General features: G+C 38.0%; 15 protein-coding genes. 5 read left to right on the top strand and 10 right to left on the bottom strand.

Annotation, left to right across the window (positions count from 1 at the left end):
* The first annotated feature begins 2 nt into the window (after positions 1-2).
* From uptA to U8D43_RS13305, 3 genes are all read left to right on the top strand, one after another.
* On the top strand, positions 3-590 hold the full coding sequence (uptA, locus tag U8D43_RS13295; RefSeq protein ID WP_335871667.1) for an undecaprenyl phosphate transporter UptA: 588 nt from the start codon (positions 3-5) through the stop codon (positions 588-590).
* Positions 591-1,063: 473 nt separating this feature from the next.
* Positions 1,064-2,185, top strand: a complete 1,122-nt coding sequence (locus tag U8D43_RS13300; RefSeq protein WP_335871721.1) for an amidohydrolase — start codon at positions 1,064-1,066, stop codon at positions 2,183-2,185.
* A gap of 284 nt (positions 2,186-2,469) precedes the next feature.
* Positions 2,470-3,027: a GNAT family N-acetyltransferase gene (locus tag U8D43_RS13305; RefSeq protein ID WP_335871668.1), complete on the top strand. Its 558-nt coding sequence runs from the start codon at positions 2,470-2,472 to the stop codon at positions 3,025-3,027.
* 737 nt (positions 3,028-3,764) lie between these two features.
* Here U8D43_RS13305 and murG read toward each other — a convergent pair.
* The 5 genes from murG to U8D43_RS13330 are packed head-to-tail and all read right to left on the bottom strand — an operon-like array spanning position 3,765 to position 8,930.
* Entirely contained in the window at positions 3,765-4,844 is a 1,080-nt protein-coding gene (murG, locus tag U8D43_RS13310) for an undecaprenyldiphospho-muramoylpentapeptide beta-N-acetylglucosaminyltransferase (protein ID WP_335871669.1), read from the bottom strand.
* Entirely contained in the window at positions 4,837-6,336 is a 1,500-nt protein-coding gene (locus U8D43_RS13315; protein ID WP_335871670.1) for a phytoene desaturase family protein, read from the bottom strand. The genes murG and U8D43_RS13315 overlap by 8 nt, the downstream gene beginning before the upstream one ends.
* Entirely contained in the window at positions 6,333-7,433 is a 1,101-nt protein-coding gene (locus U8D43_RS13320) for a glycosyltransferase family 2 protein (RefSeq protein WP_335871671.1), read from the bottom strand. The genes U8D43_RS13315 and U8D43_RS13320 overlap by 4 nt, the downstream gene beginning before the upstream one ends.
* Positions 7,430-8,164: a lysophospholipid acyltransferase family protein gene (locus U8D43_RS13325; RefSeq protein WP_335871672.1), complete on the bottom strand. Its 735-nt coding sequence runs from the start codon at positions 8,162-8,164 to the stop codon at positions 7,430-7,432. Before U8D43_RS13325 ends, U8D43_RS13320 begins: the two co-directional genes overlap by 4 nt.
* On the bottom strand, positions 8,157-8,930 hold the full coding sequence (locus U8D43_RS13330) for a carotenoid biosynthesis protein (RefSeq protein ID WP_335871673.1): 774 nt from the start codon (positions 8,928-8,930) through the stop codon (positions 8,157-8,159). The genes U8D43_RS13325 and U8D43_RS13330 overlap by 8 nt, the downstream gene beginning before the upstream one ends.
* A 147-nt stretch (positions 8,931-9,077) precedes the next feature.
* Here U8D43_RS13330 and U8D43_RS13335 point away from each other — a divergent pair, with 147 nt between their 5' ends.
* The gene (locus U8D43_RS13335; RefSeq protein WP_335871674.1) at positions 9,078-10,442 is read left to right on the top strand and encodes an MATE family efflux transporter; all 1,365 of its coding nucleotides are present in this window, start codon (positions 9,078-9,080) and stop codon (positions 10,440-10,442) included.
* A 107-nt stretch (positions 10,443-10,549) separates the two neighbouring features.
* On the opposite strand, the gene U8D43_RS13340 is transcribed toward U8D43_RS13335, so the two are convergent.
* From U8D43_RS13340 to yoyC, 4 genes are all read right to left on the bottom strand, one after another.
* Complete coding sequence (locus U8D43_RS13340; protein WP_335871675.1) at positions 10,550-11,329, bottom strand: SDR family oxidoreductase; 780 nt, start codon at positions 11,327-11,329, stop codon at positions 10,550-10,552.
* Between the two features lie 91 nt (positions 11,330-11,420).
* The gene (locus U8D43_RS13345; protein WP_335871676.1) at positions 11,421-11,933 is read right to left on the bottom strand and encodes a GNAT family N-acetyltransferase; all 513 of its coding nucleotides are present in this window, start codon (positions 11,931-11,933) and stop codon (positions 11,421-11,423) included.
* Between the two features lie 756 nt (positions 11,934-12,689).
* On the bottom strand, positions 12,690-13,046 hold the full coding sequence (locus U8D43_RS13350) for a hypothetical protein (protein ID WP_335871677.1): 357 nt from the start codon (positions 13,044-13,046) through the stop codon (positions 12,690-12,692).
* Between the two features lie 204 nt (positions 13,047-13,250).
* The gene (gene yoyC / locus U8D43_RS13355; RefSeq protein ID WP_335871678.1) at positions 13,251-13,541 is read right to left on the bottom strand and encodes a protein YoyC; all 291 of its coding nucleotides are present in this window, start codon (positions 13,539-13,541) and stop codon (positions 13,251-13,253) included.
* Positions 13,542-13,593: 52 nt separating this feature from the next.
* On the opposite strand from yoyC, the gene U8D43_RS13360 reads away from it, so the two are divergent.
* Positions 13,594-13,842 (top strand): DNA alkylation repair protein, encoded by a 249-nt coding sequence (locus U8D43_RS13360; RefSeq protein WP_335871679.1) that lies wholly within the window; start codon positions 13,594-13,596, stop codon positions 13,840-13,842.
* Positions 13,843-13,952: 110 nt separating this feature from the next.
* On the opposite strand, the gene U8D43_RS13365 is transcribed toward U8D43_RS13360, so the two are convergent.
* On the bottom strand, positions 13,953-14,891 hold the full coding sequence (locus tag U8D43_RS13365; RefSeq protein ID WP_335871680.1) for a CobW family GTP-binding protein: 939 nt from the start codon (positions 14,889-14,891) through the stop codon (positions 13,953-13,955).
* Positions 14,892-15,743: the final 852 nt, after the last annotated feature.

Genomic DNA, 15,743 nt, shown 5'->3' on the forward strand with positions numbered 1-15,743 from the left:
TTGTGGAGGAATATATAACAAATATTGTGTTATGGCTAGGTAATTGGAATTATATCGGAATTGCCCTTCTTTTGATGATTGAAGTAATCCCAAGTGAAATCGTTTTAAGCTACGGAGGATATTTAGTTTCAACCAATCAAATTCACTTTCTCGGCGCACTCGTCGCTGGAGTAGTCGGTGGTACACTGGCTCAATTATTTTTGTATTATCTTGGCGTTTTAGGTGGACGACCCTTTTTTGAGAAATACGGTAAATGGTTGTTGATCTCTCAGAAGCATCTTCATGCATCAGAAATATGGTTCGAACGTTACGGGAATGTGGTGGTGTTTTTTGCCCGCTTCATTCCAATTGTCCGGCATGCGATTTCTATCCCAGCAGGTGTCAGTCGCATGAATGCACGATCATTTACAGTTTATACGATTGGAGCTATGATTCCATGGACCGTGTTATTCCTATTATTAGGCATGAAACTGGGTCAGCACTGGGTAGAAATTGAAACGATCGCAGGACCGTATGTCAAGCCTGTCATCTCCTTTGCTTTATTTTCTCTTCTTCTCTTTTTTCTTTGGAACTATCAAAAAAGAAAATAATAGCTTCATAGCGATAGTTGCCTAAACCAACTTGTAAATCTTTTCATATACTCCGATACACACAAAGAACTTATAGACAAAAATTTACGGATTGAATTACTTATAAGAAGCTTTAACAAGGCTTTTTTCGAAGGATTATTGTTTTTCAAAAAAGTCTATATTCTGATTGAAAAAGAAAGGTCACGTGGCATCTTATTGTCTTTTATTGAGGCTCTTTTCGTATACATTGTGGTATTTCATCTGATTTTTAATTAAATTGCCCATTTCACTGATGATTTCCGTCAAATATAGACGAAATGATGCCCGAAACAAAACTATATCAACGTTTATAGACTGGTTCGAAATGCCACAAACTTTGCGAAAACAGCCTTTATTGAACGAAATTACCACTCAATAGGATCATTCTTATGGTTATTGAATTATATAGCGCATTTCATACCAATGAAACTACAAGGAAGGAAGAAGAAAAGACAATGAAAATTCTATTAAAAAATGCACTCGTCTACCCCATCACGTCTTCTTCTTTTCAAGGAGACGTGATGGTGATTGACAAATCCATCGCAAAAATGGCTCCTTCGATACCCGCAACTCCTGAAATGAAAGTCTTCGATTGTCAAGGAGCCCATCTTTTCCCTGGCTTTATCGATGCGCATACTCATCTCCGTTTATATGACGAGGGAACAGGCTGGGCAGGCAATGATGCAAATGAAACTGTTGATCCGCTTACCCCACAGATTCGTGCTTTCGATGGAGTCTATCCATTGGATCCAGGCTTTCAAGATGCATTAAAATATGGCGTCACCACGGTTAATGTCATGCCAGGTAGTTCTAATGTCATCGGAGGGACGACGACTGTTTTAAAAACAACCGGTAAAAACGTATCAGATATGATCATTTTATCTACTTCTGGATTAAAAATCGCTCTTGGAGAAAATCCGAAACGAATTCACTCCAATGGAAAAGAAAATTCCATTACCCGGATGGGGATTATGGGGATGCTTCGAGAAGCCTTTTCCCGTGCCTTCTACAAGACAAATGAAGAAAATCTTCGGTCATTACCTATCATTCAAGCTTTAAGACGCGAAATTCCGGTTCGTATTCATGCACACCGAGCAGATGATATCTTATCAGAACTTCGCTTTTCGCAAGAATTTAATCTTGATTTACGCATCGAGCATTGTACAGAAGGACATCTCATTGCTGAAGAGTTAGCTAATTTAGATTTAAAAGTGACTGTCGGCCCTACCTTTACAAGGAGATCAAAGGTGGAACTAAAAAACAAAAGTTGGAACACTTACTGGAGCCTTATGAAACATGGGGTGGAGGTATCCATCACGACTGACCACCCTTACACCCCGATTCAGTATTTGAATATTTGTGCAGCCATTGCCGTTCGAGAAGGTTTAGATGAAGACCTCGCCTTAAAAACTATCACCATTTATCCCGCTCGAAACTTGAAAGTCGATGATCGGGTTGGCAGTATTGAAGAAGGCAAAGACGCTGATATTGTCCTTTGGAATCACCATCCATTTCAATTTATGGCAAAGCCTATCCTTACGATGATTAATGGCGAAGTGGTGTTTCATAGTTTGTAGAATCCTTGGGAATTATTTCTTATAAAAAAATAAAATTAATAGTAGCAAAAAGAATTTTTTTTTAGTATGATACGAAAATAAACAAATAAATATACGAATCAATTCGCATATTGACTTAGTGAAATATTGTGTGCAATTGAGGGAAGGCAAATGGTGCGCCACCGATACAAGTCGGTTCTAGTGGGTTCGATTCCCACCCCGAAATTTTTTATGTTAGCTAATGAAAAATTTCGAGGGTGGTATTCGGATTCTCTATCCGACTGCCCTCTAGTGGAGGGAAAAAAATGCTTAAAAAACGTGACTTACACGAATGTCATGACCTTTATGAGCTAATGGCGCACCCGGATGTCTTCCCTTTTGTGCGTCATAAAGCATATTCTTATGATGAATTTGTCTTTTTGACAAAGAAAACGATGGAAGCTGAAGAAAGCGGAGAACTGATCTCTAGAACCATTTTGGATGAATGGGGCAATGCCATCGGTACTATTAACCTATTTGATATCGAAGAAGCAGCAGGCTTCCTTGGCACTTGGCTTGGAAAACCGTTTCATGGGAAAGGATATAATGTTCCTGCTAAAGACGCATTTTTTCAAGAACTTTTTTATGACCTCGGAATGGAAACGATTTTTATGCGTATTCGCAAAGAGAATCCTCGCTCTCGAAAAGCAGCCGAAAAACTTCCTTATGTTGTAAAAGCTAATGAAACACGTGCTCATCTGTATCAACAGTTAAATCACGCTGGAGATATTTATGATCTTTACGAAATTCCTAAAGATTTATATACTCTTCATATTTTACGTCATCCTGAGGAAGACCAAGAAATTCAAGCTCTTGAAGCCTAACAACGCGTCTGACTAGAGGGGCTTCGTTTGAAAACTATCCAAACTAGAGATTTCAGAACCATTGCTTTACTCAACAAACATTTGCAAGAATTTCACGGAGCGCTTTATCGAGTTTTTCAAAAAAAAATAACAAATGATGATTTTTGTAATCCTTTTCCAGACTGAGGACTAGAGTAGTGCGGGATAGCTTGGATCGAATAACAGCGCTACGACGAAAATCCATTCTGAAGCTCATTCAAGTATTTGGATAATTGGATACAAAGCACTTAACAAAAGCCTGCTAACGTGTTCTTAGCAATAAAGATTATCGCAAATGAACAATAGAAACATCTTCTATTAATTCGCAAACTAACACTTACTGGAAACAGCACGCGAAAAGCTCATAGTATTAATTGAGTCAGTATATACTGAGGAGAAAATACAAAAAATCAAGCTAAACAACACCTTATTTCCCACATTTATAGCAAGTGAAATAACAATAAATATTGAATACCAAAGAGGTTGGAGTATTTAAGGATTCCATCACTTTTTTTAATGAAGGCTCTTTTCGTATACATTTTGCTTTTTCTTCTAATTTTTGACTACTTCCCCCCTTTCACTGTTGATTTCCATTAAAAACAGATGAAATGATTCCCAAAATAAATCTAATTCGTAGATAATAAATTGATACTTAAAGCAAGAAACTTTGCGAAAACAGCCTCAACAAAAAAGAGCTACAGAGAGTAGCTCTTTTTTGTCTAACCTTTTGTCTTTATCATCGACGTTAGCTGTGTGTACATTTCTTCGATTGTGAGAGCACCATTTGACGTTTCCATGGCTTGAACCATATCAGATTGCTTTTCCTTTAGTTGACGAACTGCTGTTAAAAAGCTATCACTTGTTAGTTCTTCTTCTTCTAATTTGAGAGCATAGCCTTGTTTCACGAACGAATCTGCATTAGCGATTTGATCACCTCGACTTGCTTGACGGGAAAGGGGAATAAGTAACATCGGTTTTTTTAATGCGACAAATTCAAAAATTGAGTTGGATCCTGCTCGACTAATAACATAGCTAGTAGCAGCCATGAAGTCAGGCAATTCGGTGGTCACGTATTCAAATTGCTTGTAGCCTTCGCGAGCAATCGTCGAATCGATATTCCCCTTCCCGCAAATATGTAGGATTTGGAATGTTTTCAATAGTTCTTCTAAATTGGATCGAACGGATTCATTGATTTTCTTTGCTCCTAAGCTACCGCCCATTACGAGTAGAATGGGTTTAGCACTATGAAAATCAGCTAATCTTCGTCCTTTTTTCGCCTCCCCTGCAAATAGCTCTCGTCGAATCACCGCACCTGCACAAACAGCTTTTTCCTCTGGTAGATGTTTGACCGTTTCTGGAAAAGTCGTAAATATTTTGGTCGCAAATGGGGCAGCGAGTTTATTCGCTAGCCCAGGAGTGAAGTCAGACTCGTGGACTGCTACTGGGACCCCTGCCATTTTAGCTGCCATCACAACTGGGACGGACACAAAACCACCTTTTGAGAAAATAATTTCAGGTTTTTCCTTTTTGATCGCCGTAAGCGCTTCTACAAAGCCTTTCATCACGCGAAAAGGATCGGAAAAATTCTTCCAAGAAAAATACCGGCGCAGTTTACCACTAGAAATGCCGATATATGGTACCTGGCAAAACCCTTCCGTAATGATCTCTTTTTCAATGCCATTTCTAGATCCTATATATGACACTTTCCAACCTTGTTCTAGAAAAAAAGGAATTAAAGCTGCATTCACCGTAACATGCCCGGCGGAACCACCGCCTGTAAATAATATTCGTTTATTCATCTATCTTACTCCGTTCTTTAGTAGTTTGCTTATGGTCTTTCAAGACAATTCGTTTTGCTACATTGACTCCTGAAATCGTCACCATTGGCGAGCCTCCACCTGGATGCGTCGTGCCCCCAACATAATAGAGATTTTCTATATCTCTACTTTGATTGAACGGACGTAAAAAACTGTCCTTCATGCTATGTGAAGAAACACCGTACAATGCACCTTTATACGCTGAAAATGTATCGCGAATAAATTGAGGCGGGTAGATTTTCTCGACCTCAAGATACTGTCGAATGGGGACACCCATCCTTTCTAGCTTATCATACACTTTCTCTTTGTACGCAGAAATTTGTTTTTCGTTCATTTCGATAGCCGGTGCATTGACTAAAATAAAGAAATTACTGCCCTTCGATCTCTCAGGATCGGTTTTTACTGAATGACTAACGTAAATGGTTGGATCATCCGGTAGTTTATGATGGAGGAAAATATCTTCAAATTCAGAATGATAGTCTCCTGTAAAAAAAACATGATGATGATGAACCTGTTCTTGTCGCTGATTTAAACCAGCTAAAATAACAAATGCCGAAATCGAAGGTTCATAGGCATCTAATTTTTCATCAGTAAGACTTGGGCGTTCTGCTTCAGTTAATAATTTTTTTGAAGCAGTAATAAAATCTCCATTAATGATTATTTCAGCAGCTACCCTTTTCTCCCCATTGGATAGGAGCAAACCATATGCCTTCTTATTCTTGAGTAATATTTTTTCTACTTTCGTATCAAACGTCACCTTGCCGCCGAGCTTTTGAAAGAGTTTGAGAAAACCCTTGGCAATATTCGTATTGCCACCGATAGTGTAATACACGCCCTCATTCATTTCAAGGTGACCTATCAACGAAAAGGTTGCTGGGCATTGGTAAGGAGAAGATCCGATGTAGGTGGCATAGCGATTAAATGTCATTAAGATCTTTTCATTGGAAAAATAGCGTTCATGAAAATGTGCTAACTTCTCAAACGGGCGAACCTTCATCAGTGCAAAGCCTAATCGTAGCGAAAGATAGTCCTTCCAAGAAGTAAATGGCGCATAAAAAAATGATAGTTCGGCTTCCTTATATATCCTTTCTACTTCTGCTAAATAGTCCGGATAAGCTCTACTACCCTTTTCATCCAACTCCTCAAATTGAGCGAGCATATTGGCTACGTCCGTTGTTTGCTGAAAAATTGTTCCATCTTCCCATTGATTTACAGTATGTGCATTTAATTTCAGAAATGAGAAATAGTCGTCAGGATTTTCGCCCGTTTCTGCAACTACATTTTGAAACACTCGGGGCATGGTGATCGTATTTGGGCCATAGTCAAAGGAGTACCCATCGATTTCTACTGGCATCATTTTCCCACCTGCGTGAGCGTTTTGTTCAATAATTTCTACTTGATAACCCTTATGCTGAAGTGTAATTCCTGCAGCTAAACCACCAAGTCCTGCTCCTACGATAAGAATTTTTTTCATAAGTATGTTCTTCCTTTCCACTCCACTCCTTGCTGTCCTAAAAAGCGAATCATGGAGGCCCAAAGCAAGATAATCAACGTCGCACTAGCAAACGGAGTGAGTAAAAAATGCCATCGTTCGCCCCTATTCGCTACGTCCACTAGTCCGGTTTGTAAGAAGGTGAGTAGCAACGGAACGATCAGTAACAGGCTTCCTGTTATGAAACCAGCAAGAGCCAATCCGAGAGGCAATACATAACAGGTAAAATACACTAATGTAAAGACCCCAACAGCAAAAGGTGATTTCCCTAAGCCAATGTATATATTTTTAAGAAATCCTTGCCAAACTTCTTGATTCGTTTCATACATTTTACAGGTTGAGACTCTCGATATATTTGCAAGGGTTACGCGGTAGCCTTTTTTCTTCAGTAAACGAGCGAAGTGTACATCCTCCAGTAGAGAGTTCTTTAGCGCCTTGTGTCCCCCCACTTGTTGATATGCTTTGGATTCAACAAACATAAATGCACCATGAGCAGCGGTAAATGCCGACCACTTCGTTCGATTACTTATTAGATTTGGTAGCAAGGTAAAGACGAAAAAATGTTGAAACGGAACTAACAACTTTGCTAGAAAAGGTTTCGTTTGGAAATGTGAAAATCCACTAACCATACTCGATTGATAGGTCTTAATCAAGTAGAGGGCTTGTTGAACAGCGTCTTTACCGACAGAAATATCAGCATCAAGAAAAAAGAAATAGTCCCCTTCCGCCTCCGAAGCTAAGCGATGACATGCATGAACTTTTCCGACCCAGCCATTTGGCAACGAAACACCGTCCATAAGACGAAACCTGTTGTCTCCGGCAATTGCTGTAGATAATAAACGGTTCGTCTGATCCGTTGATTGATCATCCAAGAGGAGAAATTCAGTGTGTGTATACGATAAATTCTTTAGTGTCTGTATTAATTCAGGAACATTTCTTTCTTCATTTCGAAGTGGAACAAGAACCGAGACTAGGGATTTTTCGTTCTGGTCAATCCGTTTTAAACTCGGCATAGTTTGGATATTTACAATTGTAAACAGGATACTTAGTGTTAATAGCCCTATCAAAATAAAGATCAAGAAGACTCCCCCTTATGAAAGAACCTTTTCACCGTAGTCGGTAAATCACTTAAAGTTTGAAAACCTTTTAGCAGATTCTCATAATCAACTATGTTTTCTTCTATGAGATCAGCTCGAATGTGATTTAACAAACCTTCCACTTTAGTTTGTAGCTCTACCGTTAGATCATCTCGACTTTGGTAATTAGCTTTCTTAATCAGTGTTTCCTCACCTATGCGAATGAAAAGTTCAGGTCTCTCATAATGCCTAAACGAATAATACATTGCTACCGGGATTACAACTAAAGATTGCTTTTTTGAAATTAAGTAGCTCGCTCCATTCATAAAGGTTAAGGGTCTTTTTTCTACATGTTCTTCTTTTCCTTGAGGAAAAATCCACAAGCTTTTCTGTTCATCCAATAACTTTTCCGCAAACTGTAATGACTTTACCATATTTTTAGGAGAAGATGGATCCACTGGGAATGCACCGATTTTTTCAAAAAAAGGATGATCTATCAGTCCTTGGGCACTCATCATGGCATAGCTATCTTCCTTAATGAGCAAATGATTTAAATAAAAAATAATCAAACCATCCCACCAGGAGGAATGATTCACAAGATATAATTTCGACCTAGCAGAAGCTTTTTTTCGTCCATCTACAATATGTATGGCATGAAATTTACGTTTTAATTGAAAGGTTATATATAGGGATAATCGCTTTTGAAAATATTTACTTTTTTTAAGATTATTCATTGTGCACACTCCATTTCCTGAATGACATGGCCAAAATAAAACTAATCATTGTTATCGTTACACCCACTAGTAATCCATTTACAACGGCTGTTAGAAGAAACATTCCTAAAACGAGTAAATATAATAGTCTCATTCGACGTTCCCACACTGAATCGGAATTGAAGGTTTTTTCTGAGACAAAAATATAGATAAGAGATTGTAAGAAAAAAGACACGAAAAACCAACCAAAAAAATTTTTCGTAGGAATGTTATAATATACTCCTCCTTCATCCCAAATCCAATATTCTTTTACAATGAAAGCCACAGGATCAATTATTAAATCCATCGTCACCGCTAGCAATGACGTCCCTACTGCATAGAGAATGCCCCTTGATATCGTTTTATTTAGTTGGAGCAAAGGAATAAAAAACGCCATACTCGTAACAATGACCATAACCCAAGCGAATCCAATCGTAAGAGGGACACCCAAAATTTGAATGCCAAAATCCTGTTCATAGTGATATTGACCAAAAATCAATCCATACTTCACTCCTAGAAATTCAGCAAAAATAGTTATTCCAAACACGAATAGCACAAATAGGAATATAAACATCCGTTTAGTAAAAGATAATAGCCAATAAATACAGGCTACAGTACCCGCTAAATACAAAAACACAGCGTTGGCCCATTCTAAACCTAGCGGTAGCAAATTAAAGCCGACTAACGCCAACCCTACTACATACCAAATGAGAAATATCCCCCATATCCACTCAATGATTGATATCATATCTGTCTCCTTTCTGAAGATGTCAATCAGCTCTCTTTTACACAAAAAACTGAATTATTCAAATGCTTTTAAAATGAGCTTCCTGTGCTATAATTTACCACATTAGCTATGTATGTGCTTACTAGATGTGTAAAAGGAGATCTCTTTATGATGCAAACATTTTCCACAAGAGAAAAACTTTCTCGATTTTTTATTATATTAGTTCCCATTCTTATTACACAACTTGGAATGTTCTCGATGAGCTTTTTCGATACGATGATGTCTGGACAATATTCTCATATTGATTTAGCGGGAGTCGCAATCGGTTCATCGCTTTGGATTCCTGTTTTTACCGGATTAACAGGCATTCTTTTATCAATTACACCCATTGTATCTCAAAATGTAGGTGCTCAAAACGATGGTGACGTTTCCTTCTCTGTCATACAAGGGGTTTATGCCTCCCTTGCCCTTTCCATTGTCGTCTTAATTGGAGGATTTCTTGTTTTGAGTCCACTTTTAGACAGCTTAGCTCTGTCTTCGGAAACCATGACCATCGCTAAGACCTATTTACTCGCCCTATCCTTTGGTGTGATTCCGTTATTTGTTACAAGTGTTTTGCGATCTTTTATTGATGCGTTAGGGTTTACAAGGGTTTCGATGCTGATCACATTATCTTCCTTGCCCATTAACTTCATCTTTAATTATGTCTTTATTTTTGGTGAATTTGGGTTTCCTGAATTAGGGGGTGTAGGAGCAGGTATCGCTTCTTCTATTACTTATTGGTCGATGATGTTTATTTCGATTTGGATCATACAAACGAAGAAGCCGTTTAAAAAATATCAAATTTTCAGTTCCTTGTTTCCAATTTCCTTAAGTAAATGGAAAGAAATTTTTGTAATTGGACTACCCATTGGCTTATCAATTTTCTTTGAAACAAGTATCTTTTCTGCGGTTACTTTATTTATGGATGAATACGGAGCAGTTGTGATTGCAGCCCACCAAGCTGCGCTAAATTTCGCCTCTTTCCTCTATATGATTCCTTTAAGCATATCACTTGCTCTTACGATTGTGGTTGGATTTGAAGTTGGAGCCAAACGGTTTTCTGATGCAAGATCCTACGCCATCATGGGGGTTGTTACCGCCCTTTTATTCGCCGGGGGATTTGGTTTATTTTTATTCTTTGAACGTGATGCGGTCGCCCTCATCTATACTGATTCACCTGAAGTGGCTACACTCGCTGCCCAGTTTTTGTTGTATGCGCTATTCTTCCAATTATCAGATGCGGTTCAGGCTCCTGTACAAGGAGCACTGCGCGGCTATAAAGATGTCAATGTGACCTTTATGATGACGTTAATTTCCTATTGGGTTATTGGATTGCCTCTGGGTTATGTACTCGCTACCTACACCTCTTTTGGTCCCTTTGGATATTGGATCGGCTTAATCGCTGGCTTAACGGCAGGTGCGTTAACTTTATCCGGCCGACTCCATCTTGTTCAACGCAGAAAACACCTTGCTCATTTAAGAAAAGCTTAAGGTTAAAAGCCCTATTAGAGACGTGTTAACTTGGGCATGATGCAAGGTTAGAAACACTGTTAATTTACATTCTCCATTACTTTACGAAAAAGGCTGATACCCGTGTATCAGCCTTTTTCGTGATATATTTTCCTTAATACATCTTTTCCTCCGGTTACTGGTAGAATACTACCAGTAATAAAATCAGCCTTTTCTTCACATAAAAAACCGACTGTGCGAGCAATATCTTCTCCTGTTCCTGGGCGCCCAATAGGTACTTCGCTATCTTCTACTCCTCGAGAAGTAGCGATATCGCTTTCCTTCCAGTCCTCCAGTATATCTCCTGGACACACCATGTTAGCCGTGATGCCATTGGGGGCTTCTTCAATCGATATGGTTCTTGTTAATGAGGCAAGTGCAGCTTTACTAGCAGCGAATGCTGAACGATAAATCCAACCTGGTGCTGTTTCCACTCGATCATACCCAAATGTAATAATACGACCCCATTTCCACTTTCTCATCACTGGAATAATCAACTTAGAAAGGTAAAAAGCTGAGCTCACATTACCATTTAAGATATATTGCCACTCATCTTGACTATATTCAACAAGGGCTTTGCGTTCTTTTATGTAAGGTCCTGCATTATGAATCAAAATATCGATTCGCTGAAAATCATTGAGAATCGCATGCACCATCCTCTCACAGCTTTCAGGATCAGAAACATCGCATTGAATGGCTTTTGCTTCAATGCAGTATGTTTGTTGGAGGTATTCGACGAAAGACATTGCTGCATCCTTGCTATGACGGTAATTAATAATAATCGTATGACCGAGTGCGGCGAAGTGCTCAGCAACTTTTTTTCCGAGTCCTTTTGCGCTACCGGTTATTAAAATTACTTTTTGGCTCAAAAAAATCCTCTCCACTACATTGGCATTATCTCAATACTATTCTCATTGAAGATGCATTGCAACTCTCAACGCTTTATTTGCCTAAATGACCCTATTTAGAGAGAATCTTATCGTAAGCATAGAAAGGTTGATTTTTGCCAAACAAAGTCGGAATCGTCCCTACCTTCTTATACCCGTTTTTTTCAAATAATGCCTGTGCTTTTTTATTTTTGCTGTATGTATCTGTTCTCATATATGGTACTCCTTCCTGAACCGCAATTTTTTCGGCATGCTGAATTAAATTTGATGCGATTCCTTCACCTCGCCCCTTTACATCAACGGCGATTCGATGAAAAATATATGCTTCTTGGTTTGATTGCCAGTCAATGTATTCATATTCGGGTGTTTGCTCTTGGTCGACTGTAATCATTCCCACCGGTTCATTTTGATCATTAATGGCTACATATAAATTTTCTTTATAGATGTCGGCTCTAAACACTTCTTGGTTTGGGTACTCCTCTGTCCATTGATCATTCTGGTTTTCTTCCATAACGTGTATCGTACCTTGGACAATTGCCATAATTCTATCCATATCTGCTGGTATTCCTTTTCTAATCTGTCCCATTATTAATTCCTCCTAAAATAGTGCTAATACATTACTAGTATTCGTTTTTGTACTGCAATTAATCGAGTTCAATAAAAAAACAGTTCCAAAGAAAGGAACTATTTAATATAGATTATTTTCTTAACTTAGTGGCTCATTGCTCAAAGAAAAAACAGGTAGAAAATTTTTTGTGTGATTTCCTCCTTTTTATCTCGAAATGAAAAATTCCACTTATGGAAAAGCTGTTTTAGCAATGTTTATTGCTTTTCGAATCAGTCTATTATCTATGATTTAGCTTAGTTTCGGGCATCATTTACGAAATGCGAAAGTGGCTGCTCAGGGACGGCAGGCATCTGGCAGAACACGTAGTGAATCCCGATTCACGCAGTGGGCTGACAAATGCCCGAGTCCCTAGCCACTGCAGCTGGATCACGAAATGCGAAAGTGGCTGCTCAGGGACGGCAGGCAAATGAAGAACTCGGAGGTGATGCCTGCATCGCTGGAGGGTTATTCATTTGACCCCGAGCCGCAAGCCACCGCAGCTAGATCCGTCTATTTTTGATGGAATTCAACAGTGAAATGAAAGATTTAATCAAAAACCAGATGAAATAGCCGCAATGTATTCGAAAAAAACTTAAAGAAAGGAGCTCGAAATCATACCAATAAAAATCTCATATCATTTTGAAAAGCCAGAATTTTGCGAAATCAACCTTAAATAAACCGAGTGAGTAGACCAGTAATTTAAAGATATTAACCTAATCTAACCATTGATTTTCTTCAAGAAACATTCAGATAAGACGATTTCGCACTCACATCTGCAGGGATTACTCGACAATTGACCACTTGCAGACCTTTTTTCCGAAGCATTCTAACTGCTACATTTTTCTCTATCTTGCTTGAAGCAATAACCCCAACCTGATTTGCCTTTATTTCATGGCTGTGGCGATAAATATACCCACATGGTATGTGAAAATTGGACTCAACTGGTGAAGCATTACTTTCTTGATAATCACGGACATCAATCCATGTTAAGTCTGATGAAGTCTGGCATGATTTTTTCTTACAATTAGTAGGAGTATAGCGATAATGTATAGAGAAAGAAATTCCAATTATTAATAATAGGAGTAGGATCATTGAAAAGATACCTCCAATAATATTTTTCATTATCATATACCTATACTGGTATTTTTTCAACTATTAGGATTTCCACGATTAATTCAAGATCTTGTTAGAGACTTTTTCCTTTATTCTACTACATTACTTTTAACACCCCTTCCCATCTAGATAACGTCATTGCCGCTTTTTCAAGATAGGGAGGGAGAGATTTAACGAGCAAAGTTATTGTTCATGCGGTTTCCAATTTCTTTTTTTCAGCTCAAGATAAACATCCTCATATTTGAAAACTAAAAACACTTGAGCCTTGTTTGGTAGGTCAGATTTTAGCACACGATTATATGCCCGACAGTATTTTTCCCAAGGTGTTTTTCTAACTCTTGGGTGTGTGGCTTCATCTAGAAGTTCACTCTCGATTGCTTTTACAAGGGCGAGTGCTTCTTCTCCCTCATCAAATGGTATGGTTCGATTACTCCAAAGTTGTTGATAATAAGTAAATAATTGAGAATCTATCATAATTTATGCTCCTTTACAAATACTAAATAAAAATCAAGAAAGGAGAAACAAGATGTCTACTCCCTATCGTTGTCCTGGTTGTAAAACTAATAAAACTCGATTTAATTTGATCGAACAAGTCTCTCACGGTGTCAAACTCAATCCACAGTCTGGTGAAGTTCAAGAAACTTATACCTCAGATAACGCAGGTCCTTTTCATATTCCATATAATGGACCTGACGTACGCGTTCAATGTGCTGCCTGTGGGCTCATTGAAGATGAGAAAACTTTTGAAAAGTTTGGAGAAAGTAACTATCAGTAAATACAGTTTTACTTTCAAGATCAACCATTTTCAGTTTGAAGGCTCTGATCCATTAACTTAATCGGATCCCGTGGGAAATAACCAGATTTGTACTAACTCCCCCTCTCTCATCACTGAAGGGGAGTGTTTTCCGTTTGTTCTAACTTTTTTAACTGATTTTTCAATTCATCAACCTTCAATTGTTCGCCGATGATGACCAAATTTTTCGGCATATTCATATCTTCCGGCAAAAACATCGGCATTCCATATGAATATTGAAAGGAATAGGGATACTGAAATCCAGTGAATGGAATATATCCTTTCATTCGATAAATAGTATCTGGACTTTTTCTTAACCAGTTCTCAAATTGTTCTTGATCCACTGAATTCGTAAAAGTATAGACAAAGGATTGAAGAGATAATTGTTTTTTATCTCGAGTCGATATTGAATTTAGAATATCTTCTTCACTTGTTTGCAAAGCCTCAATATCTTTTAATGAAAGCTTGCTATGAGTCGTTATAAGTGTGCGAGCACTTGAATTAATCGACTGAATTTCAAACACGACTTTCCCGACAGCATTTTCTGATAATAAATCCGTCTTGTTTAATAACAGCAAGTGTGAATGGCGAATTTGCTCTCTTAATAGTTGAAGAACCTGGGGAGATAAAAATTCTCGATTGTCCCATTGAAGCACATCCACAATGGTAATGATTCCTTTAAAATTCCAGTGGTCTGCGAACAAAGGCGACATCACACTATCAAGAACTTCAACTGGATGGGCAGCTCCCGTTGTTTCAATTATCAGCACATCCCACCCCTTATTAAACAACAGTTCCTGCAATTGGGACTCAAGCTTTTCTTGGATAGTACAACAGATACAGCCATCTAGTAATTCTGCTAAAGGAATCCCCTCTTCCACCTCATCCGAGTCAATCGATACCTTTCCTAATTCATTCATTAATACGGCCGGTTTTTTCCCTTGTTTTTTTAACATTGAAACCATTTGTTTCAACAATGTTGTTTTTCCACTACCTAAAAATCCTGATAAAATATATATTTCTCGCTTCATTTGATATGTCCTTTCTTTTCGTGTAAATATTTACATTTTAATCAGAGATCTACCATGAAATAAAAAATGATTCGAATGGTATTCCCGGAAAATCCAGACTTTGTTGAATTCACTTTTTTCACTAAGGGTTTAATCGTATACATTATTGCTATTTCTTCCGAGTTTTTTATGAATCCTCCATTTTGCTGTTGAAATTCATCAAAATAGACGAAAGGATGCCGCGAAACAGAGCTGTATCATAGTTCATTCGCTGGTACGAAAAGCACAAACATTGCGAAAACAACCTTTTCTAAAGATATTTTCACAATGCTTCTGCTATGAACTAAGCTCTACAACATGATGTAAATAGATTTCAAATCTTCTTTTGCATCATATCGAAGTTTCTTCACCACTAGGGCGTTTCCTTTTCACATTTGATAATAATTAAGCAAATTATTCAAAATGTACCATTTCTAACATTCAATAGTATCATTATATCTAGAATTCATATACTTTTTTCCAGATGAAATCCCCTTCAATAACTTGAGAATAACCGGCTAAAAGATTAGAAGGATTCGCTTATCAAACCCTATTCAATTAAATCTTAGTGGACTACTAATGCGCTTCTCCAAACTGAATCCAGCCATATGTAATCCAATATAGAGTATACTCTACTCTCCCTTTGGTTTCAATTTAGGCAAGTCCAAGCTATTGACATCACCAGAAAAACACTCTGCAGTATACATGGTTAATAAGCTAGATGACCCAAAATAATGTAAACAATTAATTAGCCGTATTATGAAGGTGAAATAGCTTTATTGAATGGATTAATGCAGATGTCCATACCTTCTTAACTAACACCTTGTTTGGAAT

The sequence above is a fragment of the Bacillus sp. 2205SS5-2 genome (assembly GCF_037024155.1).
Classification (GTDB): Bacteria; Bacillota; Bacilli; order Bacillales; family Bacillaceae_K; genus Bacillus_CI.

Coding starts and splice junctions, on each gene's coding strand:
- U8D43_RS13335 (WP_335871674.1), top strand. CDS start 9,078: ATGATGCAAACATTTTCCACAAGAGAAAAACTTTCTCGATTTTTTATT.
- U8D43_RS13300 (WP_335871721.1), top strand. CDS start 1,064: ATGAAAATTCTATTAAAAAATGCACTCGTCTACCCCATCACGTCTTCT.
- U8D43_RS13305 (WP_335871668.1), top strand. CDS start 2,470: ATGCTTAAAAAACGTGACTTACACGAATGTCATGACCTTTATGAGCTA.
- U8D43_RS13365 (WP_335871680.1), bottom strand. CDS start 14,891: ATGAAGCGAGAAATATATATTTTATCAGGATTTTTAGGTAGTGGAAAA.
- U8D43_RS13360 (WP_335871679.1), top strand. CDS start 13,594: ATGTCTACTCCCTATCGTTGTCCTGGTTGTAAAACTAATAAAACTCGA.
- U8D43_RS13325 (WP_335871672.1), bottom strand. CDS start 8,164: ATGAATAATCTTAAAAAAAGTAAATATTTTCAAAAGCGATTATCCCTA.
- U8D43_RS13315 (WP_335871670.1), bottom strand. CDS start 6,336: ATGAAAAAAATTCTTATCGTAGGAGCAGGACTTGGTGGTTTAGCTGCA.
- U8D43_RS13350 (WP_335871677.1), bottom strand. CDS start 13,046: ATGATCCTACTCCTATTATTAATAATTGGAATTTCTTTCTCTATACAT.
- yoyC (WP_335871678.1), bottom strand. CDS start 13,541: ATGATAGATTCTCAATTATTTACTTATTATCAACAACTTTGGAGTAAT.
- murG (WP_335871669.1), bottom strand. CDS start 4,844: ATGAATAAACGAATATTATTTACAGGCGGTGGTTCCGCCGGGCATGTT.
- U8D43_RS13330 (WP_335871673.1), bottom strand. CDS start 8,930: ATGATATCAATCATTGAGTGGATATGGGGGATATTTCTCATTTGGTAT.
- U8D43_RS13345 (WP_335871676.1), bottom strand. CDS start 11,933: ATGGGACAGATTAGAAAAGGAATACCAGCAGATATGGATAGAATTATG.